Consider the following 25,890-nt stretch of genomic DNA (forward strand, 5'->3'; position numbering starts at 1 on the left):
ATGAAAACAATTCTTTGGGTTCTAATTTTAAGTATTATTTTCTTAACTATTTTTAGATTTTTAAGAAAAGTATTTGCTGTAAAAAAAGTTTTTCAAGAAGCAATTAATCAGCAAAGAAACGCTTATAATCAGAGCCAAAACTCAAATGATTCGTACAACGAATCGAAACCAAACACATCTTTCGACAAACCGAAATATAATATAGACGCCGAAACGGTGGATTACGAAATAATCGAAGAAAAAAAAGGATGAAAAATAAAAAGAATTTACTCTACGTTCTTATCTCATTGATGCTTTTTGCAGTGATTGCATTGGTGTATTGTTCACCAGTTTTATCGGGAAAATCTGTTATTCAGCCTGATATTATCAACTACAAAGGTAGTGCGCAAGAAATGTTAACATATCAAGACAAAACGGGCGAAAATGTCTATTGGTCTGATGCGATGTTTGGTGGTATGCCAACCTATCAAACTGGTGCGAAATATAGTTTTGATATCATTAAAACCATTGATGGCGCATTCAGATTTTTACCGCGTCCAGCAGATTACATTTTCTTGTTATTTACAGGATTTTTTATACTTGGATTAACGCTTTTCAGAAAGTGGCAATATGCTTTAGTTGGTGCAATTTTCTTTGCATTTGGCTCGTATTATTTTGAGTTAATTGCAGCCGGACATAACGGAAAGCTACATACAATTGGTTATTTCGCGCCTTTGGTTGCCGGAATTCTTTTATTGTATCGTAAAAAATATATTGCAGGTTTTGTACTCACAACCTTGTTTATGGGATTGCAATTACAAGCCAATCACATCCAAATGACGTTCTATTTGTTTTTAGCGATGTTGGTTTTTGCAATTGTTCAATTTATTGATAGTTTAAAGAAAAAAGAATTACCAGATTTCTTAAAATCATCTGCATTAGTAGTTGTAGCTGTAATTATTGCAGCAGGTTTGAATGCAAATCGACTATTGTCAACTTACGAATACAGTAAAGAAACAACGCGTGGAAAGTCTGAAATGACGTTGTTGAAAAAGAATTCAAACGGATTAGATCACGATTATATCACACAATGGAGTTATGGAAAATTAGAAACATTAAATCTTTTTATTCCAAACTTGATGGGTGGTGGTTCGCAAACGAATCCAGAAGATTTAAAGAATTATACATCCGAATTACAAAATACACAATATAGTCTTGGTGAAGACGAGTTCAATCAGCAAGTTTTTCAAGCTGTGGCAAGTCAACCGAGAAGTGCATATTGGGGAGATCAGCCAGGAACTTCTGGTCCAGCTTATCAGGGAGCTGTAGTCGTTTTTTTGTTTATTATCGGAATGTTTATGGTACGTGGAAAATACGCGACCTATAAAAAATGGTTAGTTGGAGCAACGATTCTAAGTTTCATTTTGGCTTGGGGTAAAAATTTACCATTCGTTACCAACTTATTCATTGATTATTTCCCGATGTATGATAAGTTCCGCGCTGTATCATCAATCTTGGTAATTGCCGAATTTACAATGCCTTTCTTAGCAATTTTGACTTTATATTATTTCTTTAATTCTGACGAATCAGATGAATTCAAAAAGAAAGTACTTTATATAGCTGGTGGTTCTACAGTCGGAATTCTAATTATTTTCTTCTTATTCGGTGGAATGATTTTTCCATTTACATCAGAGAATGAAAAATTAATGACTGAACAATTAATCGGACAAATTCAGCAAGCAAATCCAAATGCAATCGGACTTTGGGATGGATTAATAAAACGATTAGATGAAGCATTAATTCAAGATAGAATTTCTATGTTTAAAGCGGATACAGTTCGCACATTGATTTTTGTTTTGTTCACAATGGCTTTGTTGTTGGCTTATTTATTCAAGTTTATCAAAAAACCAATTATCGTTATTTTAGCGATTGGTGCGTTGGCTTTTATTGATGGATTTACGGTGAATAAAAGATATTTGAACGAAGATAATTTTGTGTCTAAATATATTGTTGACAATCCTTTCCCAACAGAAATGTCGCCTCGTTTACAAACCGAAGCTCAGAACAATAATAATGTAGCGCAAATTGCTTACAAAGTTCCGTTGAACAATTTATTATCAAATATTTCAAAACAAGATAAATCGCATTTTCGTGTATACAACACAGTTTTGAGTACGTTTAACGAAGCTGGAACTTCATATTTTGTTCCTTCAATTGGTGGTTATCATGCAGCGAAATTAGGAAAATACCAAGATGTTGTGGATATCTATTTTTCGCAAGATCCACAATTGAAAAAATACGGAATCAAAGATGAAACAGGTTTGATTAATGTATTGAATATGATGAATACGAAATACATTATTCATGGAAGTCCAACTGAGCCGCAAGTGCAGCAAAATCCTACAGCTTTGGGAAGTGCTTGGTTAGCATCGAATATTAAATGGACAGAAAATGCCAATGACGAAATCCTAGCGATAAATTCTACACCAGTTGATCATACCGTTATTTTACGTAAAGATTTGGTTGAGAATAAAAACTTAAATGTTTCGGCAGATGCTAATTCTAAAATTGAATTAGTTGATTATTCACCAATGAAGATGACGTATAAATCTTCTTCTAATACAGATCAAATTGCTGTTTTCTCAGAAGTTTATTACCCGCACAGTTGGACTGCAACGGTTGATGGAAAAGAAGTTCCGATCGAAAAAGCGAATTATGTTTTGCGTGCAGTTCCCGTACAAAAAGGAAATCACACAATTGTAATGGAATTTAACCCACAAGTTATTTCTACTGGAAATATAATTGTGATTGTTTCGAATATTTTACTTTTAATCGTTGTGGCTGGAGGTATTTATTTGGGATATAAAAAATGTTCTATAAAAGAGAATTTAAACTTAGCCGCTGAAAAGGCTTAATTTTAGAATGAAAAAAATATTAATCATCACCTATTACTGGCCTCCTGCGGGAGGTCCTGGTGTTCAAAGATGGTTGAAATTCACAAAATATCTTCCTGAATTTGGATATGAAACCTATGTTTATATTCCAGAAAATCCTTCATATCCAATTCTTGATGAAACATTATCCAAGGACATTAATCCAAAAGTTAAAATCGTCAAGAATAAAATTTGGGAACCATACCAGTTAGCAGAAAAACTGAATCCAAAAAATAAAGCTTACAAAGGTGGACATTTCGAGAAGAAAGAAAATCAATCTTTCATGTCGAAATTGTCGGTTTTTGTGCGTGGAAATTTCTTTATTCCAGATGCGCGCAAGTTTTGGGTAAATCCTTCTGCAGAATATTTAAAAGACTTTTTACAGAAAGAAAATATAGATACGATTGTAACTTCTGGTCCGCCTCATAGCTTACATTTAATTGGCTTGAAGCTGAAAAAACAATTCCCAAATCTCAAATGGTTAGCAGATTTTCGTGATCCTTGGACGCAAATTAGTTATCACAAAGAATTGAAATTAACTTCTTGGGCTGCAAAAAAACACAAAGATTTGGAACGTGAGGTAATGCAAAAAGCTGATGTTGTTTTGGCAACAAGCTATGCAGATGCTGAAAACTTCAAGAAAATTGGAGCAAAACATGTCGAAGTAATTACCAATGGTTTTGAAGAAGTAAAACAAACGATTACAAAAGATCAAAAACATTTTCAACTTACTTATTCAGGAGGATTAGAGATGCTTCGAAATCCTGTTGCATTGTGGAAAGCTTTAGCTGAATTAACTTCCGAAAATCAATCATTCAAAGAAGATTTTAAACTTAATTTTTATGGTTCTTTGGCTGACGATGTCAAAAAATCAATTCTTGAACAAGGTTTACAAAATAATTTAATTGTTCGCGGATATGTTTCGCACCAAGAATCGTTAAATGCGATTAATTCTGCAAATATTCTGTTGTTAACAAATTTTGATAATGTTGCTTCGAAAGGAATTATTCCAGGGAAATTATTCGAATATATGGCAACTGGAAATCCAATTTTAGCAGTTGGTCCAGCAGATGCTGATGTCGAAAAAATACTTCAAAAAACTAAAGCAGGTGATTATTTTTATCATCAACAAGTGAATGAAATCAAAACGTATATTCTCTCGATTTACAATCAATGGTTGAAAAATCCAAACCAAAAATTTGAAACAAACGAAGAGGAAGTTCAACAATTCAACCGTAAAAACTTGACTAAAAAGTTGGTTGACGTGATAAATAATTTAAAAATAAATTAATACTATATTTGTAGAATAAAAATATTTATAGTAATTTCATCATAATTAATAACCTTATAATGAAATTACTATACTATTTTATCATTTTTATTGGTTGCATTGTATATGCACAGCCACAAATAAAAACTGATATATCCTTTGCGCCTATTAAATATTCGCAAACGAATTACGAGTTGTCCAATTACAACATTATTTATGACTACAAAATTGTTCGTAATGTAAAAAAACCTGAAAAAACAAAAACTGGTTTAGCACTTTTACAAATTGGTAAACGTTACAATAAATTCGTCGATTACAATCAAATCGGTACGGATTCTATTCTTGAAAGTTTTAGTCATTTACCTACAATTAAGACGAATGAATTTAATCAAATAATGTCTCAAAGTTTTAAATCTGCTTTTAAATATCAACTTATTCTAAAGAAAGAAAATGATGAACTTACATTTGTTGATAGAATCTCTCCGAATGATTTTCTTTACAAAGAAACGTTACCAAAATTAGATTGGAAACTACTGAATGACACCAAACAAATCTTGAATTATACTGCAAAAAAAGCGACTGTAAACTACGGTGGTAGAAAATGGACGGCTTGGTACACTGACGAAATCCCAATGAATGCTGGTCCGTATAAATTTTATGGTTTGCCTGGTCTTATTTTAGAGATTTATGATGATAAAGAACATTATCATTTTACAGCAAACGCTAGCAACCAAAATCCTAAACAAATCTATTTAGCTCAAGGTGAAAAAACACCTATAAAAGTTAAGAAAACAGAATTCTATAAAGCTGAAAAAGATTATCATGAAAATGCAGCTGAAAGGTTAAAAGGAGTTGCACTTGACGAAAATAAGAAACCTATAACCAATTTTGGTGGAATGCCTTATAACCCTATTGAATTGGAGTAAGAATTTAACATATTTTATTCGTTTTTAATTACTTAAATTACAAAACGATTTGTTTTATTCATTTATTATTATTATTGATGTAATTAACGTTAATGAGGCAATTGTAGGTTGCAAACTATGATTGATTATTAAAAAACTAAATTACTTAAAAAATGAAGAAAATGTTATTAGCAAGTGCTTTTGCACTTATCGGAACTTTTGCAATGGCAAATGAAACAGAAACTGAAGATAAACAAGATGTAACTTCAGTAGAATGCTGGGATGTATCTGTTGAAAGATGTGGAGTTGGATTTGTATATGAAGATTGTGGTCCTTTAGGAGATGTTATAGATTTTGCTGTAGAACTTTATGAAGAAATGGAAGTTTATTGTAATTAAATAATAAGAGGTATAGCATTAAACTTAGTTAATGCTATACTTTATAAATAGAGTTATGAAAAAAATATTCATATTATTTATTTTATCCTCTTTTTTTATTCAAGCACAAACATATAAAGTTGTATATGACGTGAAATTTGTAACTGATTCTGTAAAAAAAGAAGTAAAATATGAAGAAATGGATTTGTATATTGCAAAAGATAGTACAATTTATATAAGTCCAAAAAAGGTAAACTACGATAATTATCTTCAAGGATTAAATGCTAAAAATACTCAAGAATTTATAACAAATAACACACTAAATATAGCTGCTATAAAAGAAAAATACCCATCCCCAATCATTAATCATACTATAATAAGAAATAATGGAACAAATAAAATATTAAGTAAAGTAAATAGAAATATTTACCTATTAAATCAGCCTATTGAGGAAATAAATTGGAAAATAGAAAATGAGCAAAAAACTCAGCTGGATTTAATTATAAAAAAAGCAACAACAACATATTTAGGGCGAAAATGGACAGCTTGGTACACAGAAGAAATACCAAACAGTGTTGGTCCATACAAATTTGGAGGATTACCAGGGCTTATTTTAGAAATCTATGATGACAATAATTATTTCCATTTTTCTGCAATTGAGATTAATCAAAATAATACAAAACCTGATTTAACAAAAGATTTTACAAAATCAAAAAAAGTGAATTTAGAGGATTACAAAAAAATATATGAAAATAGGGGAGTTGAAATTATACAAAACTTAAAAAGTCTTAATATAACAAGCTCTAATATTTCACCAGCTGAAATGGAAAAAAAGATAGATAATAAATTAAAAAGCGAAAATGTTTTTTTAGAAAAAAGTAATCATATTAATTTTTGAAAGCCCAATTAACACTATTATTTGCTTTATTTTTTCACTTTATTTTTGCACAATTTACTATTTCTGGTGTTGTTAAAAATGAAGAAGGAAAACCTATTTCTGGTGCTAATGTTACCATTTCACCAAGTACTTCGGACGAAACGTTGGCATACTTTATTACAAAATCTGATGGTAAATATTCTATCAAAATAGATAATCCATCGCACGAAACCTATGAAATTAAGGTTCGTGCGATGAATTATGCTTTTACTTCAGATTTGGTAAATGAATCGTCTACAAACTTTGATTTCACTTTACAAGAAAAAGCTATCGAGTTAAAAGAAGTTAAATTAAAAGAATCTCCAATTCGCAAAAAAGGCGACACAATTGCCTATGATGTCAGTAATTTTAAAGATATAAAAGACCGTTCTATAGCAGATGTGATCAAAAAAATGCCTGGAATAGAAATCGAAAATTCTGGTAGAATCTTGTATCAAGGCGAACCAATCAATAAATACTACATCGAAGGAATGGATTTGTTGGGCGGAAAATATGCATTAGCAAACGAAAATCTTTCTGCAGACGCTGTGGATAAAGTACAAATTTTAGAGAATCATCAACCGATCAAGATTTTAGACAGTTTGGTTTATAGCTCTAAAGCCGCATTAAATATCAAATTAAAAAGCAAAATTACCTATTCTGGTAAAGCAGAAGTTGGTCTTGGCGCTTCACCATTGTTGTATCAGGCGAATATTACACCAATGTTGTTCACAAAAAAGCAACAAATGATAGGTTCTTATCAAGGAAATAATCGTGGAAATGATGTTTCTCGTCAATTAAAAACCTTAAGTCTTGAAGATTTTTTAAATGACTCTGAAAAATTTTCGAACGAAAGTTGGTTATCAATTGCAGGTGTACAAACTCCCAATTTTGATGGCGAACGTTGGTTAGATAATGCAATAAATATTGGTTCTTGGAATCATCTTTTTAAATTAAAAAAAGAGCTAGATTTACGAATTAACTTGTCTTATCACAACGATTTTCAAAAGCGATTCGGAGAAACAAACACACAATATTTTTTACCAACAGGTGATATATTTCTCAACGAAATCAAAAAAAATTATTTGCAAATAGAAAGTCTTAATCTAAAAGCAACATTATCTCAAAATAGTTCTAAAAATTATCTTGAAAATGTCTTGGAATTTATAGGAGACTGGAACAGTTCGAGAGGAGATCTCAATCAAAATAATAATTTTATTACACAACGATTAACACAACCAAATCGGCAGTTTACCAATCAGTTTAATACAATCAAGAAAGTTGGTAAACAATTAATTACGTTGCGTTCTGTTATTGCATACAGAAATTATAACGAGAATTTAAGTGTTTCTCCTGGAGTTTTTACTGATTTTATAAACAACGGAAATGATTATCAAAATGTGTTTCAACAAATTAATTTTGAGAAATTTTCGACAAATAATTTCGCTGAATTTTCAAAAGGAATAAAAGCTTTAACGCTACAATCAAAAATTGGAATTAAGTACACCAATCATACAATGAAAAGTGATTTGTTAGCAGATAATCAACCAATAAATTCTACTTTTACTAACAATACACGCTGGTCAACTTTAAATCCGTATGTAGAAAATAACTTTTCGTACAGAAAGAATCGACTTAATTTTTCTTTTGGAATTCCTTTTCAGTGGTATAATTTAGAGAATAATTCTTTCGGAAATAAAACTTCATACAATCGTTTTTACATCGAACCAAAATTTAATATAGGTTTAGAATTTTCAAAATTCTGGAAAGTATCAACCTCGCATAATTTCTCTAATGATTTGGGGAGTTTAACACGTTTGCACGAAGGATTTATATTGTATCGATACAATTCTATTCAACAAAATGACGGAAATTTTAACGAAGTAAAAAAATGGATTTCTTCTTTACGTTTCGAGTATAAAAATCCGATAAAATCTAGGTTTATCAATTTTGGATATTCGTACAATTGGTCAGAAAATAACTTAATCTACAATTACAGCTATAATGCGGATGCAAGTACAGTTTTAGAAGCTTTGAACTTAAAAAATCATCAAAAAACACATTCTGTTAATGCTAAAATAAGTCAATATTTTTCTAAAATTAAGACAACATTTAATTTAGCTGGAGGTTATAATTTTACAACCTACGATCAATTATTAAATGATGATTTAATCGAAATTCACAATACCATTTTAACTTCTAATTTTGATGCATCTTTCAGATTATTAAGTTGGATGACTTTTGAATATAAATACGGTTTAACAAATTATAAAAATAAGTTTTCAAAGGAATCTGAATCACGTTCAATCACCAATCAAATCCACCAAATAGGATTACATTTTTTTCCTGCAGATCAGCATTATATAAAACTTAATTTTGATTTGTATGTTAATGATGATTCAAGATTAAATCCAAATTCAACTTTCGGAGATTTAATGTATCGTTATTCATTAAAAAAGAAGAAAATAGATTTTGAATTGTCTGCTTATAATCTTTTTAATGAAAAATATTTTTCTCAAAACAGTTTTTCTTCCAATTATGAACAACGATTTATCTATAAGTTGAGACCAACTCAAGTTATGTTTACCACTCGATTTAATTTTTAATTTATCAACCTCATAATTATTAACTTCAAAATTGTATAACTCGATAATTTATTTTAATAAAATATCAAAATCTAACATCTGTCATAAGTGGGTTGAATATATTTTACCTAAATTTATTTTGAAAAAATATAAACCACAGAGAAATGAATGACAATCGTAAGAAAGATGCATTGAATTACCATTCAATGGGTCAACCAGGAAAGATTGCAGTAGTGCCTACAAAACCTACGAATACACAACGTGATTTATCGCTTGCTTATTCACCAGGTGTTGCGGAGCCTTGTTTAGAGATTGAAAAAGATCCAGAAAATGCTTATAAGTACACAGCAAAAGGAAATCTGGTTGCAGTTATTAGTAACGGTACAGCCGTTTTAGGCTTGGGAGATATTGGTGCGGTAGCTTCAAAACCGGTGATGGAAGGTAAAGGTCTTCTATTCAAAATTTTTGCTGATATTGATGTTTTCGATATCGAATTGGATACAAAAAATGTTGATGAATTTATCAATACGGTAAAAGCTTTAGAGCCGACTTTTGGAGGAATTAATCTTGAAGATATCAAAGCGCCTGAGTGTTTCGAAATTGAGAAACGTTTGAAAGCTGAAATGAATATCCCAGTTATGCACGACGATCAACACGGAACAGCTATTATTTCTGGTGCAGCGTTGATTAATGCATGTGAATTACAAGGAAAAGATATTTCTAAAGTTAAAATTGTAGTAAACGGAGCTGGTGCTGCGGCAATTTCGTGTACAGGAATGTATATTTCTGTTGGTGCAACGAAAGAAAATATCGTGATGTTAGACAGTAAAGGCGTAATCCGTTCTGACCGTGACAACCTTGATCCTTCTAAGGCTGAATGGGCAACAGATCGTGATATTTCGACATTGGCAGATGCTGTTAAAGATGCAGATGTTTTTATCGGTTTATCGGCTGCAGATGTTTTATCAGCAGATATGTTGAATACAATGGCAGAAAATCCAATTGTGTTAGCAATGGCAAATCCAAATCCAGAGATTGCGTACGATTTAGCAGTTGCGACGCGTCAAGATATTATTATGGGAACTGGGCGTTCTGATTATCCAAACCAGGTGAATAATGTACTTGGGTTTCCGTATATTTTTAGAGGAGCGTTAGATGTTCGTTCGACGACAATTAATGAGGAAATGAAAATTGCTGCTGTTCGAGCAATTGCAGAATTAGCAAAAGAACCAGTTCCTGAAGTTGTGACGCAAGCATACAATAATCATTCGATCAAATTTGGAAAAGATTATATAATTCCAAAACCTAATGATCCCCGTTTGTTACCAGAAGTTTCGGCTGCGGTTGCAAAAGCGGCGATCGAAACTGGTGTTGCTAAAAATATCATTACAGATTTCGAAGCATATAAATTGTCTTTGATTAAGCGAATCGGAAAAGAAAGTACGATTATGCGTAATTTGACACAAACGGCAAAATCAAATCCAAAACGTGTTGTTTTTGCTGAAGGAGATCGTTTCGAAATTCTTCGTGCAGCGCAAATTGTAAAGAAAGAAAAAATCGCTATTCCAATTATTTTAGGAAAGAAAAATAAAATTCAACAAATGATTAAAGATTATATGTTGGATTTGGAAGATGTTGAAATTGTTGATACAAATGCTGAAGAAGATTCGGATAGATACAATCAATTCGTTGATTTTATTTATTCGAAACGTCAACGAAAAGGAATCTCAAAATCTGATGCGAAAAAATTATTGAGAGATCGTAATTATTTTGGATCATGTATGGTTGAGTTTGGTTATGCAGATGCAATGATTTCGGGAATGACGAAAAATTATTCGCAAGCGATTCGTCCAGCTTTAGAATTAATTGGAGCGGAACAAGGTCAAAAAGTTGCGAGTATGTATATGATGTTGACGGAAAAAGGACCAGTTTTCTTAGGTGATACAACGGTTAATTTAGATCCAACTTCAGAGGATTTAGTTAACATTACATTGCAATTTAACGAAACAATTAAGAAGTTTAAAATTCAACCAAAGATTGCATTATTATCTTATTCAAACTTCGGATCAAATAAAGGAGAAACGGTTTCTAAAGTTCATAATGCAGTGAATTATCTACATCAAAATCATCCAGATGTTTTAGTTGATGGCGATATTCAGGCAAATTTTGCAGTAAACAGAGAGAAATTACAAAGTAATTTTCCGTTTTCTAAATTAGCAGGAACGCATGCAAATACATTAGTTTTTCCAAATCTTGAATCAGCGAATATTTCGTATAAATTATTACAAGAATTAGGAAATATAGAAGCGGTTGGACCAATTTTGATCGGAATGAAAAAACCAATTCATTTATTACAATTAGATAGTACCGTTCGCGAAATTGTGAATATGGTTACCATTGCTGTAATTGATGCACAACAACATCAGTAAAATATAAATTTAGAATTAAAAAAATCCACTTAAATGATTTTAAGTGGATTTTTTGTATTGTATGAAACCGAGATGATTTTTAAAATATTTATATTATCATTTGATAATAATGTAATATTTAGAACCTTTTTCATTATTAATATTATCTACTAAATTAGTGTTTGTAATTATTAATGAGTCATGTTCCTTATTTATTTTAACAGAGTTAAAAGGTAGGTAATTTCCTAGCTTACCTCTCTCTCCAAACAAAAAAATACTATCATTAGGATTCAATTTATAAATACCCTTCTCAAAATCATTTGGATTATTTAATTTCTTAGAATTTATTTTTTTATAACTAACACCTTGTTTAATCATTATTCTTTTTTCAATTGAAGGTTGTGTTTCTAGTTCTATTTCATCGTCTGTATTATTTACAATGAATATATTGTAGGCAGGATAACAGCCTACTGTAAATAATAAAAGAGTAAATAAAACAAAATATAACTTCATAATGATTAATTTGGATGATAATGTACAAATAAACTATTTATTATTTAAATTCTTAAAAGACTATTCAACGACTATTTGATAAATTCCGTTTTGAGAAAAACCTTCAATATCTTCAAAAGAAACATTATCTATTTTATTTCCTCCACATTTTCCGGATAATTTAGAAGCATTGACAGTAAAATTAAAGAATTTAATTTCCTTTGCTTGTACGATAACTTCATAGGTTGTAGAACCTACTATCCATCCAGGTTTATTTAAAATAACTCTATTTTCATGATTAATATCAAAAGAAATTCCAATTTTAGTATCGCCAACAACTTGTAAGAAATGAAAATGTTCTTTTGTTAATGTTCCATTTTGTATTAAATTATCTCCTTTTGAATTTACAAATTCCATTACAATAGGCTCTGGAGGTGTAAAGCAATCATCATCATTACACGAAAATAGGATAAATTAAAAGATGAAGGATAAAAAAAGTAATTTTTTCATAGTAGATTAATTTTTAATAAGATGAGTAAATATAAAATAGGTTGCGTAATGATAAATAATATTTACGTATAATGATAACATCTGTAAAATGTATTTATTGTAATGAGGATTAAAACTCAATTAAGAATTATTTTAATATCTTGTAAGCTTAATTGAATTAATATGAAGAAGATTTACATTTTATTACTTACTGCAAGTACATTATCATTTGCGCAGAAGAACACATCTTTTGAAGCCAAAGAAGGATTTATATTAGGAAATATCCATACTCAAAATGGTTGGGATGTTGCGGAGGGAAACGGAAAAATTTTAAATAATCAACTTGTTTCTGATGAACAAGCAAGCGAAGGAATTTATTCTTTCAAGAATGGAGATCAGACCGATTTTGGTGATCAATGGTTTCCAGTAATGGGCGTTACCAAAATGTTTGATAAACCGGTCGATTATAAAAATTTTACAATTTCATTTGATGCTTTTGTAACAAAACGGAATGGAGCTGATTTTGAATTTACGTTATTTACAGTTAATTCATCTACTGATGAGTTTTATCCAGTTGCTGGTCTTGGAATGGAGAATAGTGGATATTTGTATATTACAAAAAATATTGATTATGGCTTCGATTATGCTGATGCAGCAGAAGGTTGGCCAATTAATAAATGGAATAATTTTAAAATTGAAGTTACTGAGAATCAGATTAAGTATTATCTAAATGATAAATTAGTTTATACAGGTGATAATTTTACGAAATTAGATGTTCATGGTTTTACAATGCTTCATAATAATTATGGCGGAGATGCTTATTATGATAATTTTAAATTTAGTACAGATGATTTAGCTGTGAATCAAGTTAATCAGAAAGAATTCAAAGTTTATCCAAATCCAGTTCAAGATGTTTTAACATTCGATACGAATTTTTATGATCAGATTTCTGGAGTTGAGGTTTCTAATACTGTTGGTCAAATTGTTTTGAAAGCTGATAAATCTTTAAAAGAAATGAATACATCGTCTTTAAAATCAGGAATATATTTTGTGAAAATCTATATGAAAGATGGAAAAACAATGACAAGAAAAATTATTAAAAAATAAAAATAAGGAAAGCCTCGCATTGCGAGGCTTTCCTTATTTTTTTAAGAAGCTAATAACTTCTTTTTGTTGATGAGTTGTAATAACAAGATAATATTTTCCTATAGTTAATTTACTTACATTTATTTTATCAAAATTATTATTTTGTTGTAAAACAATTCTTCCGTTAATGTCAATGATACTTATTTCCTTTATATCTTTTGTTGTATTTAAATTTACAAAAGACCTTGTAGGATTCTCCGTAATCATGTATTTTTTTGAAACATTAACATTAGTAATCTTTAATAATTCATTGTTTTTGCTATAATAATTTAAACCATCATTAGAAAAACCTAACAAATAGCTGAAAAAACCATCGATATTATTTGAAGTTTGATAAATAAAATCACTTTTAATATCACCTATTCCTTCGTATATCCTTGATTCAACACTTTGAGCAGGGATTTTATAAACAAATTCTCTTGTAGAAATATTGAAATAAGTGGCATTATTAATTTCATATAAATTTTTCACATAAGGATCAGGATTGACGCTTACTTGTTCCGAAAAATCATAAAACTCTTTTTCTTCACCATCAAATTGTCTAATATAGACTTTCTTATTTTCTACATCATCTCTTAGATATCCAACAAGAATAGCTTGATTATAATTATTTTCATTCAAATATCCTAAGTAATTACCAGCTTCCGAAGTTTTATCACAAAGCCAAGCTTTTTGAAAGCTTTCTTTAGAATCAAAATTATATTGACGATAGATTTCTCTATATTCTTTTCCATCTATTATTTTCAAAAGTTTAGTAGATAAAATGTAGTCAATTTTTTCTTGCGGTAAATTTTGACATTCAGTACCTATTGGCCAAGTCTGTAATTGCAATTTCCAAGAATTATTTTCTTTTGCCATAGGAATATAGTTTTGAGCAAAAGCTATTGATCCTATAAAAATAAAAAGTAAATGTTTTTTCATATTATTATAGTGTTATCTACTAATATACAGTAATTTAATGTATAAACAATAAACTAATATGATACAAAAAAAAGCCTCGCATTGCGAGGCTTTCCTATTTGATAAATGAAATTCTATTATTTAACTTCTTCGAAGTCTACGTCTTCAACACCATCATTATTTGCTTGACTTTGATCAGCACCTGGTTGAGCTTGCGCACCACCTTGTTGACCTTCGTTCATTGCAGCATAAATTTCTTGTGAAGCAGCATTCCAAGCTGTGTTCAATTTTTCCATAGAAGCATCAATTGCAGCAACGTCTTGAGCAGCGTGAGCAGATTTAACCTCAGCTAAAGCTTCTTCAATTGGTTGTTTTTTGTCAGCAGGAATTTTATCTCCATACTCAGTCAATTGTTTTTCCGTTTGGAAAATTAACGCGTCAGCAGCATTTACTTTTTCAATTTTTTGTTTTGCTTCTTCGTCTTTTGCAGCATTTTCTTGCGCTTCTTTTTTCATTCTTTCGATATCAGCATCAGATAATCCAGATGAAGCTTCAATTTTGATTGACTGCTCTTTTCCAGTTCCTTTATCTTTTGCAGATACACTTAAGATACCATTCGCATCAATATCAAATGTTACTTCGATTTGAGGAACACCTCTTTGTGCTGGTGGAATATCTACTAAGTCAAAACGTCCGATTTCTTTGTTATCGTTGAATAATGGACGCTCTCCTTGACCAATTCTTAATGTTACTGCTGGTTGATTGTCAACTGCAGTTGAGAAAACTTCAGATTTTTTAGTTGGAATTGTTGTATTCGCTTCGATTAATTTTGTGAATACTCCTCCTAAAGTTTCGATACCTAAAGATAATGGTGTAACGTCTAATAATAATACGTCTTTTACATCACCTGTTAATACACCTCCTTGGATAGCTGCACCAATTGCAACAACCTCGTCTGGGTTAACTCCTTTAGATGGTTTTTTACCGAAGAATTTTTCTACTTCTTCTTGGATTTTTGGCATACGTGTAGATCCACCAACTAAGATAACTTCATCGATATCGTTGATTGATAATCCTGCATCAGATAACGCTTTTTTACAAGGCTCCATAGAACGACGTACTAAATCTTCTGTTAACTGATCAAATTTAGAACGAGTTAAAGTTTCTACTAAGTGTTTTGGTCCTGTTTCGTTAGCTGTAACGTATGGTAAATTAATTTCTGTTTGAGCAGAAGAAGATAATTCGATTTTAGCTTTTTCAGCAGCTTCACGTAAACGTTGTAAAGCCATTGCGTCTTTTTTCAAATCTACACCTTCTTTCGCTTGGAATTCAGAAGCTAACCAATTGATGATTGCATCATCAAAATCATCACCTCCTAAGTGCGTATCACCGTTTGTAGATAATACTTCGAATACACCGTCACCTAATTCTAGGATAGATACGTCAAAAGTACCACCACCTAAATCGTAAACAACGATTTTTTTATCTGAATTTGCTTTGTCTAATCCGTAAGCTAATGCAGCAGCAGTAGGCTCGTTGATAATACGTTCTACTTTAAGACCTGCAATTTCACCAGCTTCTTTAGTTGCTTGACGTTGAGCATCGTTAAAATAAGCTGGTACAGTAATTACCGCTCTTGATACTTCTTGTCCTAAATAATCTTCAGCAGTTTTTTTCATTTTTTGTAAAATCATTGCTGAGATTTCTTGTGGAGTATAGTTACGTCCATCAATATCAACTGCTGGCGTATCATTGTTTCCTTTTACAACTGAATAAGGAACACGACCGATTTCATCTGCATCATTATTAAATTTAGTTCCCATGAAACGTTTAATAGAATAAATCGTTTTCTTTGGGTTTGTTACAGCTTGACGTTTTGCTGAATCACCAACTTTAATTTCTCCTCCTTCTACGAATGCTACGATAGATGGAGTAGTTCTTTTACCTTCTGCATTTGGAATTACAACTGGCTCGCTTCCTTCCATTACAGAAACACAAGAGTTCGTTGTACCTAAGTCGATTCCGATTATTTTGCTCATATTGTTTAGTTATTTTTTATATTATTAATGATTTATTTTAAACTTTTACATACCATCAAAAATGATGCTACAATAAATAGTCAATCTTTGTGCCAACATAAAAAAAATGACATCCAATAGATTTTAGATGTCAGGTTGTCAGATTATGATTAATGATTTGATTATTTATCGATAAAAAAGTCAGTTTATTGGTTGATAAAATGTCAGCGTTAAGTTATACTTAAATTTTATCTCAGTCTTAGTCTCAACCTCAATATTACCCAATCTTACTTCCGTTTTCTACTTTTCGTTCGGGATTCAAAAGAATAACATCTTTATTATTTCCATAAACGCCCATCACGAGACATTCGCTCATAAAAGTGGAAATTTGTTTTTCCGGAAAGTTAACCACAGCCATTATTTGTTTTCCAATCAATTCTTCTTTGCTATAAAGCGACGTAATTTGCGCCGAACTTTTCTTGATTCCTAACGGACCAAAATCAATTTCTAATTGATAAGCAGGATTTATTGCTTTCGGAAAATCATTTGTACTGATAATTGTTCCAATTCTCATATCAACTTTTTCGAAATCTTGCCAAGAAATTGTTTCAGTATTATTTTCAAGTTTTGGTTCTTCTTTTGGTTTATTTTCTTTGTCGTAAATTGTTTGTAGAATTTTTTCTAAATCCATTTTTCCATTCGCATATTTCGTTTTCATATTATCGGGCATTCGGTTGTAATACGTCAAAGCTTTTTCGCCAAACTGCTTGATGTAAAAATCGGTCAATGGTGGAACGTTTGGAAATTGTTTATGAAAAATCATTTCTGTATATGCTTGCCATTCGCGTTCTTCTCGCAATTCGATTTGATTTTCGCCCGAACGCTGAAAAACATGTACCATTTCGTGCATCAAAACGTTAGAAAGTAATACCAAATCAAAATCAAGAATATTACGCGGAACACGAATTGTAATTCCTGTTTTTTCTTCGCCTTCTGCAGTTAATAAAAAACTTTTTGGATCGATTTCTTCTCGAAACGTAAAACCTGTAAAAGCACTATGTTTTAATTTCAATTCATCTAAAATTTCGTACAATGCTTCAACGATTAAGTGATTATTTTTTAAATAATTTATTCTTTCTTTAAATTTTTCTGTAATCATAGCTTTTTGGCTTATTTATCAAATATATAATCTTATTTTTGATATGTTTTAAAAATGACTATGAAGAAATTAGTACTATTACTTGGTTTGATCTCGATAACAACAAATGCACAAGTACTTAATAACAAACAAGAGTTTACGCGACAAGATTCGCTTCGCGGAACGAATAATGAATTCCGAAATTGGTGGGATGTCAAAAAATATAAAGTAAGTGTAGAACCAGATTATCAGTCAAAATCGATAAAAGGAAAAACGACAATTACGTTTGATAAAACTACTCCTCAACAATCAGATTTATTACAGATAGATTTACAAGATCCAATGATGGTTTCGGCTGTAAAATTGAATGGAAAGAAAATTTCTGATTTCAAACGTGATGGAAATGTTTATTTTATTAATGTCGGAAAAAATATCAAGAATACGTCGAATCAATTAGAATTAGAATACAACGGAAATCCTCGTGTTGCGGTAAGAGCACCTTGGGATGGTGGTTGGATTTTTGCGAAAGATGAAAAAGGTCGCGATTGGATGTCTGTTGCTGTGCAAGGTTTGGGTGCAAGTGCTTGGTTTCCGAACAAAGATTATTTAGGCGATGAACCAGATAATGGAATGGAATTGGAAATTATCACACCAAAAGATTTGGTAGGAGTTGGTAATGGACGATTAGTTTCTAAAAAAGAAAAAAATGGTAAAACAACTTCTACATGGAAAGTTGTTAATCCAATCAATAATTATAATATCATTCCTTATATCGGACATTATGTCAATTTCAAAGATACTTTCGAAGGCGAAAAAGGTAAATTGGATTTAGATTATTATGTATTAGATTATAATATAGATAAAGCAAAATCGCAGTTTGAACAAGCAAAATTGATGTTGAAAAGTTTCGAGCATTGGTTTGGACCTTATCCATTTTACGAAGATTCTTTCAAGATTGTAGAAGCTCCGCATTTGGGAATGGAACATCAATCTGGAATTGCGTACGGAAATAAATTCGAGAATGGTTATTTAGGTCGTGATTTATCAGGTTCTGGCTGGGGATTGAAATGGGATTTTATCATCGTTCATGAAGCTGGTCACGAATGGTTTGGGAATAATATTACCGAAAAGGATGTGGCAGATATGTGGATTCACGAAGCGTTTACTGCTTATTCGGAAACTTTGTTCACAGAAACTTATTATGGAAAAGATGCGGCAAGCGAATATGTGCGTGGAACGAGAAAGGCAATCCAAAATGATATTCCAATTATCGGTGTGTATGGCGTAAACCAAGAGGGTAGTGGCGATATGTACTATAAAGGTGCAAATATGATTCATACGTTGAGAACTTGGATGAATAATGATGAAAAATTCAGACAAATGTTGCGTGGATTAAACAAAGAATTTTATCATCAAACTGTAACTACAGAGGAAATTGAAAATTATATTGCGAAGTTTTCTGGTTTAAATTTGAACGCTTTTTTCAATCAATATTTAAGAACAGTTAAAGTACCTACTTTAGAACTTAAACAAAATGGAAATAAAGTTGAATATAGATATACGAATGTGGTGGATGGATTTACGATGGCTTTGCGATTGAAAGATTCTGATATAACAATCAATCCTACGACTAATTGGCAAACAATTAATAATTCAACGATTACAAAAGCGATTGATGTAACAATTAATCCAAATTATTATATCGATTTACATATTATTTATTAAAACTAAATGAGATATTGAAACAAGTTCAATATGACAAGGAAAGTCAATCTGAACTTGTTTTCAGGTTCTCATCCAAAATGATTTATAAAATATTCCAAACAAATATCATCGGTTATTGAATGATGAAATTATAAATTTGTGACATGAAAAAATATATTGCATACGCAATCTTATCAGGATTATTATTAACAGCAGGTTGGCCATCGCATGGTTTTCCATTGTTATTATTTATAGGATTTGTACCCTTGATGTTAGCAGAACATCAAATCACACAACGCGCAGAATTCAAGAAAAAAGGACGTAAAATTTTCGGACTTTCGTTTTTAGCTTTCTTTATTTGGAATGCGATTGTAATTTGGTGGTTGCATTATGCACAAGAAACGGACGCGAATGGAGATTTGCACAATTCGTGGAGCGCTTATTTGATTCCCGTTGTGGCGAATTCGTTGTTTATGTCAATTGTTTTTCAGTTGTATCATTTCGTCAAAACCAAAGCTGGTAATTTATATGGATTGGTTTTTCTTCCTGCGATTTGGATGAGTTTCGATAAACTAACCTTGAATTGGGAGTTGACTTGGCCTTGGTTTAATCTTGGAAATGGTTTTGCAAAATATTACGAATGGGTGCAATGGTACGAATACACAGGAACTTTTGGAGGTGCACTTTGGATTTGGTTAGTTAATATTACGGTATTCTATTATTTGACGGCTTATATTAATAAGAAAGAAATGAGATATCTAAATAAATTAGGTATTTACGCTGGATTATTAATTGCTGTGCCAATTGGTATTTCTTATATTATTTATGCGAATTACGAAGAAAAAGGAAAAGCACTTGATGTGTTAGTTCTTCAACCAGATCTTGATCCATACAATGAAAAGTATATGAAAGATGGTTTGCAGATTTATGATGAATTGAAACAATTGGCATTGAAAAATATTCAACCAAAAACTCAATTTGTTGTCGCGCCAGAAACTGCTGTACCTGGATCATCTGCCTTGATTTTTGATAATATGTATGATGATTTAATTATACAAGACATTCAGCAATGGACAAAAACCAAAAAAGATTTACATTTTGTAACAGGAGCATCTATCATGCGAATTTATCCAATGCAATCTTTAGCATCGGAAACGGCATCTGTTATGAGAGATGGAATTACGTGGTACGACGCTTATAACTCGGCTTTGCAGATAAGCGGAAACGATTCTATAGAAGTTTATCATAAGAGTAAATTAGTACCTGGAGTAGAAATTTTTCCATATCGAAACATTTTAATGCCAATTATTGGAGAATTTATGCTTAACTTTGGCGGCACAACAAAAACGTTGGGGATTCAACCTCATCGTTCTGTTTTCAAGAATAAAACAAACAACGCTACTGTTGCTCCGGTTATATGTTACGAATCTATTTACGGAGACTATACGACAGAATATGTGAGAGAAGGCGCAAATGTTATATTCACAATGACCAACGATTCTTGGTGGGGCTCTACCGATGGTCATCGTCAATTACTATTATATGGTAATTTGAGAGCTATTGAAAATAGACGCGCTATCGTTAGATCTGCAAATTCAGGTATTTCGGCTTTCGTTAATCAGCGAGGAGATATAATGAAGTCTTTACCATATGGAGAGCAGGGTGCCTTAAATGGTACAATTTTAATGAATAGTGAATTAACGTTTTACACAAAATATGGCGATGTAATCGCGAGAATAGCGCTGTTGGTAATGGGAATTATCTTGGCTTATACTCTTGCGCAGAAGTTGTTATATAAACAAAATAAGAAAAAAATATAAAATTAATAACCTAAAGAGTTGTATAAGTAATATATAATTTGTTACTTTGCACTCCGTTTAAAATAGGACAATACAAAATAAGATGTCAAAAATTTGTCAAATTACAGGTAAGAAGAGATTAGTGGGAAACAATGTTTCTCATGCTAATAATAAAACAAAACGCACTTTTGAAGTGAATTTGTTCAAAAAGAGATTTTTTATGCCAGAAACTGGTGAGTGGATTACATTAAGAGTTTCTGCACACGGTTTAAAAACAATCAACAAATTAGGAGTTGATGAGGCTGTTAAACGTGCACGTAAAGAAGGTTTAATCAAATAATTTAAGACACCATGGCAAAAAAAGGAAACAGAGTACAAGTTATTTTAGAATGTACAGAGCATAAAGAAAGTGGTATGCCAGGAATGTCTCGTTATATCACAACTAAAAACAAAAAAAATACTCCAGATCGTATTGAGTTGAAAAAATACAACGCAGTATTGAAAAAGTATACAATTCACAAGGAGATTAAATAATAAAATTTTAGACGATGGCAAAGAAAACGGTAGCAACCCTACAAACTGGGTCTAAAAAAATGACCAAAGTTATCAAAATGGTAAAATCTCCAAAATCTGGAGCTTACGTATTTGTTGAAAAAGTAGTTAACGCTGATGAAGCAGATTCTTTCTTCACGAAATAATCAAATCATCTCCTTAACAAAAAATATTTAAGGTTAATTGAGCTGCCTCGTTTTCAGGGCGGCTTTTTTATTTCCTTATATTTTATGTATCTTCGTACAAAATTTTAAGAAATTTAGCTTATTAATGAGTTGGTTCAAAAAGATATTAGGTAAAGAAAGCAAAGAAAAATTAGATGAAGGATTAGAAAAATCTAAAACTTCTCTATTTGATAAAATCAGTCGCGCTGTAGTAGGTAAATCTAAAGTAGACGATGAGGTTTTAGATGATTTAGAGGAAGTATTGATCTCTTCTGATGTCGGCGTTGAAACAACGATCAAAATTATTCGTCGAATAGAAGAACGCGTAGAGCGTGATAAATATGTTTCGACTTCTGAGTTAGATTTAATTCTTCGCGAAGAAATTGCAGGCTTACTTTCCGAGAATAATATCGAAGATACAAATGGTTTTTCGATTCCAAAGAAAGATGTACCATATGTTATTATGGTGGTCGGAGTAAATGGAGTTGGTAAAACAACGACGATTGGTAAATTGGCTTCTCAGTTCAAATCACAAGGACTTAAAGTGGTTCTTGGTGCAGCAGATACATTTCGTGCAGCGGCTGTAGATCAATTAGTAATTTGGTCGGAGCGCGCAGGTGTACCAATTGTAAAACAAGCGATGGGTTCTGATCCTGCTTCGGTTGCATTTGATACCATTCAGTCGGCAGTTGCCCAAAATGCAGATGTTGTTTTGATTGACACAGCAGGACGTTTGCATAACAAAATTAACTTGATGAATGAGTTGACAAAAATAAAACGTGTGATGCAAAAGGTAATTCCAGATGCGCCTCACGAAGTTTTATTAGTGTTAGATGGTTCTACAGGTCAAAATGCTTTTGAACAAGCGAAACAATTTACACAAGCAACAGAAGTTTCTTCTTTAGCGGTTACAAAATTAGATGGAACAGCAAAAGGAGGAGTAGTAATTGGGATTTCAGATCAATTTCAGATTCCAGTTAAATATATTGGTGTTGGTGAAGGAATCAATGATTTACAAGCTTTCAATAAAATGGAGTTTGTCGATTCTTTTTTCAAACGAAATAATTAAGAAATTTAATTCCTATAAAAATATAAATCCTTCAAGTTTTTCTTGAAGGATTTTTTTATGATATAGTTTTAATAAATCACCTTAATATATTCTTTATAAAACTTTTTGCTTTTGTTTTCTTTCTTCGAAATGGTTTTTAGAAACTCGTTTAAATATTCTCTAAAAGGAGAATCTTTCGCTAAAGCATCTTGTTTTTTGCTTGTCAAAATCTGAACAGTTCCATACATTTCTTCATCATTTTCTACACTCGATGCAATCAAAGTAAAAGTTTCATTTGATTCATTAATGATATTTTTATTTGACCAAACTAACAACGGTTGATTGTTTTTAGTGTACAAAACATTGTCCCATTTTCCAAACCAATCGTATAGCATTTTTTTCGCAACCAAAGATGTTTGGAAACTTTCGACACGATATTCTGTCAACGAACGTTCGGCTTGTTCTTGCGCATATAATAAATTGAAACTTGTAAAAAGTGCGATAAAAAGAAATAATTTTTTCAAACTCAAAAATCTTGTTTAGCGTAAAGTTATCAAAAATAATTGCAATTCTTATGTAACTTATTTGTTCTTCATGCGTCATTTAAGTATACACTAACTCTTAATTGAAGAATTAACCATGAAGAAATTTTTTGTACTTGCTGTTACATTGTCAGGAATTTTTGCTTTTGGACAAGATGAAAAGCAAGATTCAACGGACTATAATCCAATTGAAATAAAAGAAGTTTTAGTTCAATCGCAACGCAAAAAAATGTTTGCGGACAAAACAGTTTATACCTTCGATAAAGAAGCGTTGGAAAAAGCGCGTTACGCAAAAGATTTGTTAAATACGTTACCAGAATTACAAGTTGATCCAATTTCGAATACGATACAAAGTACAAAAGGTGGAACGACTTTGTTATTGATTAATGGAATTGAGGCAACAGATAATCAAATTCGTGCTGTGAAACCGCAAGATGTGGTGCGTGTTGAGTATTTTGATATTCCGCCAGCGCGTTATGCAAATCGTGCAGATCAAGTGGTGAATTTGATTACGCGTAATCAAGAAAATGGTTATGTATATGGTGCGGATCTCACTTCGGCGTTTACAACAGGTTTTATAAATGGTTCTGCTTATGCGAATTTTACGAAAGGAAAAAGTAACTTTGGATTAGAGTATAACATTTATCTGAGAGATTATAAAGATCGTACTTCGATGAATATTTATGATTATAACTTAAATAATATTCATTACAGAACAGAAAATCAGCGCAACGAATATTTTGGATATACGGATCAAACAATTGCATTGCGATATACCAATTCGGATTCGGATAAATATGCTTTTCAAGCAAAGTTGGATATGAATATCAGTTCGAGTTTTGCTTATGCGAATGGAACAAGTTTGTTCTATCAAAATAGTTTATTAAACAATCATTCAACCTATAAACATTCTAATTCTAATTATTCAAAACCAACATTAGATCTTTATTATTCGAGAAAATTAGGAAAGAAAGATGAGTTAAGTTTAAATGTAGTTGGATCGATGTATACAACGAAATCGATTGACGAAACGCGCGAATGGGAAACAATTTCTGGTGCTGAACAATATAATTATTTGACAAATTTAGAAGCTGATCAAAAAGGAATTGTAGGAGAAATAGCGTATACACATAGTTTCGAGAAAGGAAAATTAAATTCTGGTTATCGAATTTCGAATAATTCAATTGATAATAAATTAGAAAACTTAAATGGTCCTTCGAATAATAAAGTAAATTATTTAGAACAATATATCTATTCTGAATATTCTGGAAAAGCGAAAAAGTTGTCATATCGTTTGGGTGTTGGATTAACGAATGTTCATAACAAGAATGAAGATACAAACACAGATACGTGGACGTTTACGCCAAAATTAGTATTGGGTTATGAATTAGCGAAGAATCAAAATTTACGTTTTTCGAGTTCATACAAACCAACCAGTCCTTGGAATTCGGCATTGAGTAAAAACGTGATTCAGGTTGTAGAAAACATTACACAAGAAGGAAATCCGTATTTAACCATTCAGAAATCGTTTGGAAATAATTTGATTTACTCTTTCAATTCAAAATATTTTGATTTAAATACAAATGCATTTTATCATTATACAAAAGATCCAATTAATCAATTGTATTTGCAAAATATCATAAATGGAAATGTAGAAGGATATAAATTAACCTACGAAAATGCTCAAAATTCGCAACGTTACGGTGTTCAAATTACAGGTTCTATCAAACCTTTCGGAACAGATATTTTAGCTGTTAAAGTAAATATAGCACCAGCAACAGAGCGTTTTAAAACGAAAGATGGTAGAATTTTGAAGAATGATTATATCGGAAATTATTTTGCATTATCATCTGTTTACAAAAACTTTCGTGTAGATTATCAATTTAATATTCCGTATTACACGTTGGGCGGAGCTTTGTTGTATACACAAGAAAACATGAACCATGCTTTTGCGAGTTATAAGTACAATAATTGGACTTTTTCTACTGGAATGTATTGGATTGGAATGCCATCGACTTACAAGCAAAAAACGATGGATAAACAATATGTGGATTATTCTCGTGTAGGAAAAATTTGGGACAACAAATCGATGTTTGTCGCTGGTTTAAGCTTTGATTTTGCTACAGGTAAGAAAACAAATATCAACCGAAAATTGGAAAATGAAACTGCAGGAGCAGCAACGTTTTAATAATAAATGAAGATGATTTTTTAATTTTTGATAAATTTTTTTTTATATCTTTAATATATCAAAACCTAAATTATGGATAGAAGATATGTGTTTTATGGAGTGATAATAAGTTTGATAGCTTTATTTGCTTATTCTTTATATCATTATAATACGGAGGATTATAAATGGTTGTTTGTAGCTGTTTTGTCATATTATTTTTTGAAAAAGACAATTGATATTTTAAGACTGAAAGTAGAGTTGTCTAATTATGAGTGTGTAAGATATTATATTCCTTTTTATTCTTATTTTAGAAAAGAATGATAAACGATAATAAAATTAAATAAACAAAAAGAGAATC

At 31.1% G+C, this 25,890-nt stretch carries 22 protein-coding genes; 16 read left to right on the forward strand and 6 right to left on the reverse strand.

The window, feature by feature from the left end; all coding sequences use genetic code 11:
* From B4E95_RS03530 to B4E95_RS03565, 8 genes are all read left to right on the forward strand, one after another.
* Entirely contained in the window at window positions 1–252 is a 252-nt protein-coding gene (locus tag B4E95_RS03530; RefSeq protein ID WP_291089956.1) for a hypothetical protein, read from the forward strand.
* Window positions 249–2,894, forward strand: coding sequence for a YfhO family protein (locus B4E95_RS03535; protein ID WP_291089959.1), 2,646 nt, complete (start codon window positions 249–251; stop codon window positions 2,892–2,894). Before B4E95_RS03530 ends, B4E95_RS03535 begins: the two co-directional genes overlap by 4 nt.
* 7 nt (window positions 2,895–2,901) lie before the next feature.
* Window positions 2,902–4,203, forward strand: a complete 1,302-nt coding sequence (locus B4E95_RS03540) for a glycosyltransferase (protein ID WP_291089961.1) — start codon at window positions 2,902–2,904, stop codon at window positions 4,201–4,203.
* A gap of 59 nt (window positions 4,204–4,262) precedes the next feature.
* The gene (locus tag B4E95_RS03545) at window positions 4,263–5,108 is read left to right on the forward strand and encodes a GLPGLI family protein (protein WP_219034153.1); all 846 of its coding nucleotides are present in this window, start codon (window positions 4,263–4,265) and stop codon (window positions 5,106–5,108) included.
* 152 nt (window positions 5,109–5,260) lie between these two features.
* On the forward strand, window positions 5,261–5,485 hold the full coding sequence (locus B4E95_RS03550) for a hypothetical protein (RefSeq protein ID WP_125349688.1): 225 nt from the start codon (window positions 5,261–5,263) through the stop codon (window positions 5,483–5,485).
* A 55-nt stretch (window positions 5,486–5,540) separates the two neighbouring features.
* Window positions 5,541–6,362, forward strand: a complete 822-nt coding sequence (locus B4E95_RS03555) for a GLPGLI family protein (RefSeq protein ID WP_185144170.1) — start codon at window positions 5,541–5,543, stop codon at window positions 6,360–6,362.
* Window positions 6,359–8,986, forward strand: coding sequence for a carboxypeptidase regulatory-like domain-containing protein (locus tag B4E95_RS03560; RefSeq protein WP_291089963.1), 2,628 nt, complete (start codon window positions 6,359–6,361; stop codon window positions 8,984–8,986). The genes B4E95_RS03555 and B4E95_RS03560 overlap by 4 nt, the downstream gene beginning before the upstream one ends.
* A gap of 143 nt (window positions 8,987–9,129) precedes the next feature.
* Window positions 9,130–11,394, forward strand: a complete 2,265-nt coding sequence (locus tag B4E95_RS03565; protein WP_291089965.1) for an NADP-dependent malic enzyme — start codon at window positions 9,130–9,132, stop codon at window positions 11,392–11,394.
* A gap of 96 nt (window positions 11,395–11,490) precedes the next feature.
* On the opposite strand, the gene B4E95_RS03570 is transcribed toward B4E95_RS03565, so the two are convergent.
* Window positions 11,491–11,886 (reverse strand): hypothetical protein, encoded by a 396-nt coding sequence (locus B4E95_RS03570; protein WP_291089969.1) that lies wholly within the window; start codon window positions 11,884–11,886, stop codon window positions 11,491–11,493.
* Window positions 11,887–11,946: 60 nt separating this feature from the next.
* The gene (locus tag B4E95_RS03575; RefSeq protein WP_291089971.1) at window positions 11,947–12,282 is read right to left on the reverse strand and encodes a hypothetical protein; all 336 of its coding nucleotides are present in this window, start codon (window positions 12,280–12,282) and stop codon (window positions 11,947–11,949) included.
* A 255-nt stretch (window positions 12,283–12,537) separates the two neighbouring features.
* Between B4E95_RS03575 and B4E95_RS03580 the strand changes: the two genes are divergently transcribed.
* Window positions 12,538–13,461 carry a T9SS type A sorting domain-containing protein gene (locus B4E95_RS03580; protein WP_291089974.1) on the forward strand — a complete coding sequence of 308 codons (924 nt, stop codon included), beginning with the start codon at window positions 12,538–12,540 and terminating at the stop codon, window positions 13,459–13,461.
* Window positions 13,462–13,494: 33 nt separating this feature from the next.
* On the opposite strand, the gene B4E95_RS03585 is transcribed toward B4E95_RS03580, so the two are convergent.
* The 3 genes from B4E95_RS03585 to B4E95_RS03595 form a co-directional block, all read right to left on the reverse strand.
* Complete coding sequence (locus B4E95_RS03585; RefSeq protein ID WP_291089976.1) at window positions 13,495–14,421, reverse strand: T9SS type A sorting domain-containing protein; 927 nt, start codon at window positions 14,419–14,421, stop codon at window positions 13,495–13,497.
* A gap of 116 nt (window positions 14,422–14,537) precedes the next feature.
* On the reverse strand, window positions 14,538–16,439 hold the full coding sequence (dnaK, locus tag B4E95_RS03590) for a molecular chaperone DnaK (protein ID WP_125349684.1): 1,902 nt from the start codon (window positions 16,437–16,439) through the stop codon (window positions 14,538–14,540).
* Between the two features lie 256 nt (window positions 16,440–16,695).
* A complete protein-coding gene (locus B4E95_RS03595; RefSeq protein WP_291090005.1) occupies window positions 16,696–17,022 on the reverse strand; it encodes a tRNA-binding protein in 327 nt (108 codons plus the stop codon).
* Window positions 17,023–17,637: 615 nt separating this feature from the next.
* Here B4E95_RS03595 and B4E95_RS03600 point away from each other — a divergent pair.
* The 6 genes from B4E95_RS03600 (at window position 17,638) to ftsY (ending at window position 22,844) form a co-directional block, all read left to right on the forward strand.
* Complete coding sequence (locus B4E95_RS03600) at window positions 17,638–19,281, forward strand: M1 family metallopeptidase (protein ID WP_291089978.1); 1,644 nt, start codon at window positions 17,638–17,640, stop codon at window positions 19,279–19,281.
* A 143-nt stretch (window positions 19,282–19,424) separates the two neighbouring features.
* The gene (gene lnt / locus B4E95_RS03605) at window positions 19,425–21,080 is read left to right on the forward strand and encodes an apolipoprotein N-acyltransferase (RefSeq protein WP_038337063.1); all 1,656 of its coding nucleotides are present in this window, start codon (window positions 19,425–19,427) and stop codon (window positions 21,078–21,080) included.
* An 82-nt stretch (window positions 21,081–21,162) separates the two neighbouring features.
* Window positions 21,163–21,399 carry a 50S ribosomal protein L28 gene (gene rpmB / locus B4E95_RS03610; RefSeq protein ID WP_038337064.1) on the forward strand — a complete coding sequence of 79 codons (237 nt, stop codon included), beginning with the start codon at window positions 21,163–21,165 and terminating at the stop codon, window positions 21,397–21,399.
* 11 nt (window positions 21,400–21,410) lie between these two features.
* A complete protein-coding gene (gene rpmG, locus B4E95_RS03615; protein WP_038337065.1) occupies window positions 21,411–21,593 on the forward strand; it encodes a 50S ribosomal protein L33 in 183 nt (60 codons plus the stop codon).
* 14 nt (window positions 21,594–21,607) lie between these two features.
* Window positions 21,608–21,757: a DUF4295 domain-containing protein gene (locus B4E95_RS03620; RefSeq protein ID WP_084106961.1), complete on the forward strand. Its 150-nt coding sequence runs from the start codon at window positions 21,608–21,610 to the stop codon at window positions 21,755–21,757.
* 124 nt (window positions 21,758–21,881) lie between these two features.
* Complete coding sequence (gene ftsY / locus B4E95_RS03625; protein WP_114999036.1) at window positions 21,882–22,844, forward strand: signal recognition particle-docking protein FtsY; 963 nt, start codon at window positions 21,882–21,884, stop codon at window positions 22,842–22,844.
* Window positions 22,845–22,912: 68 nt separating this feature from the next.
* Here the strand turns inward: ftsY and B4E95_RS03630 are convergent, their stop codons facing one another.
* Entirely contained in the window at window positions 22,913–23,347 is a 435-nt protein-coding gene (locus tag B4E95_RS03630; RefSeq protein ID WP_291089981.1) for a hypothetical protein, read from the reverse strand.
* 115 nt (window positions 23,348–23,462) lie between these two features.
* Between B4E95_RS03630 and B4E95_RS03635 the strand changes: the two genes are divergently transcribed.
* A complete protein-coding gene (locus tag B4E95_RS03635; RefSeq protein WP_291089984.1) occupies window positions 23,463–25,553 on the forward strand; it encodes an outer membrane beta-barrel protein in 2,091 nt (696 codons plus the stop codon).
* The last annotated feature ends 337 nt before the right edge of the window (window positions 25,554–25,890 follow it).

The organism is Empedobacter sp. UBA7494, from assembly GCF_002478465.1.
Classification (GTDB): domain Bacteria; phylum Bacteroidota; class Bacteroidia; order Flavobacteriales; family Weeksellaceae; genus Empedobacter; species Empedobacter falsenii_B.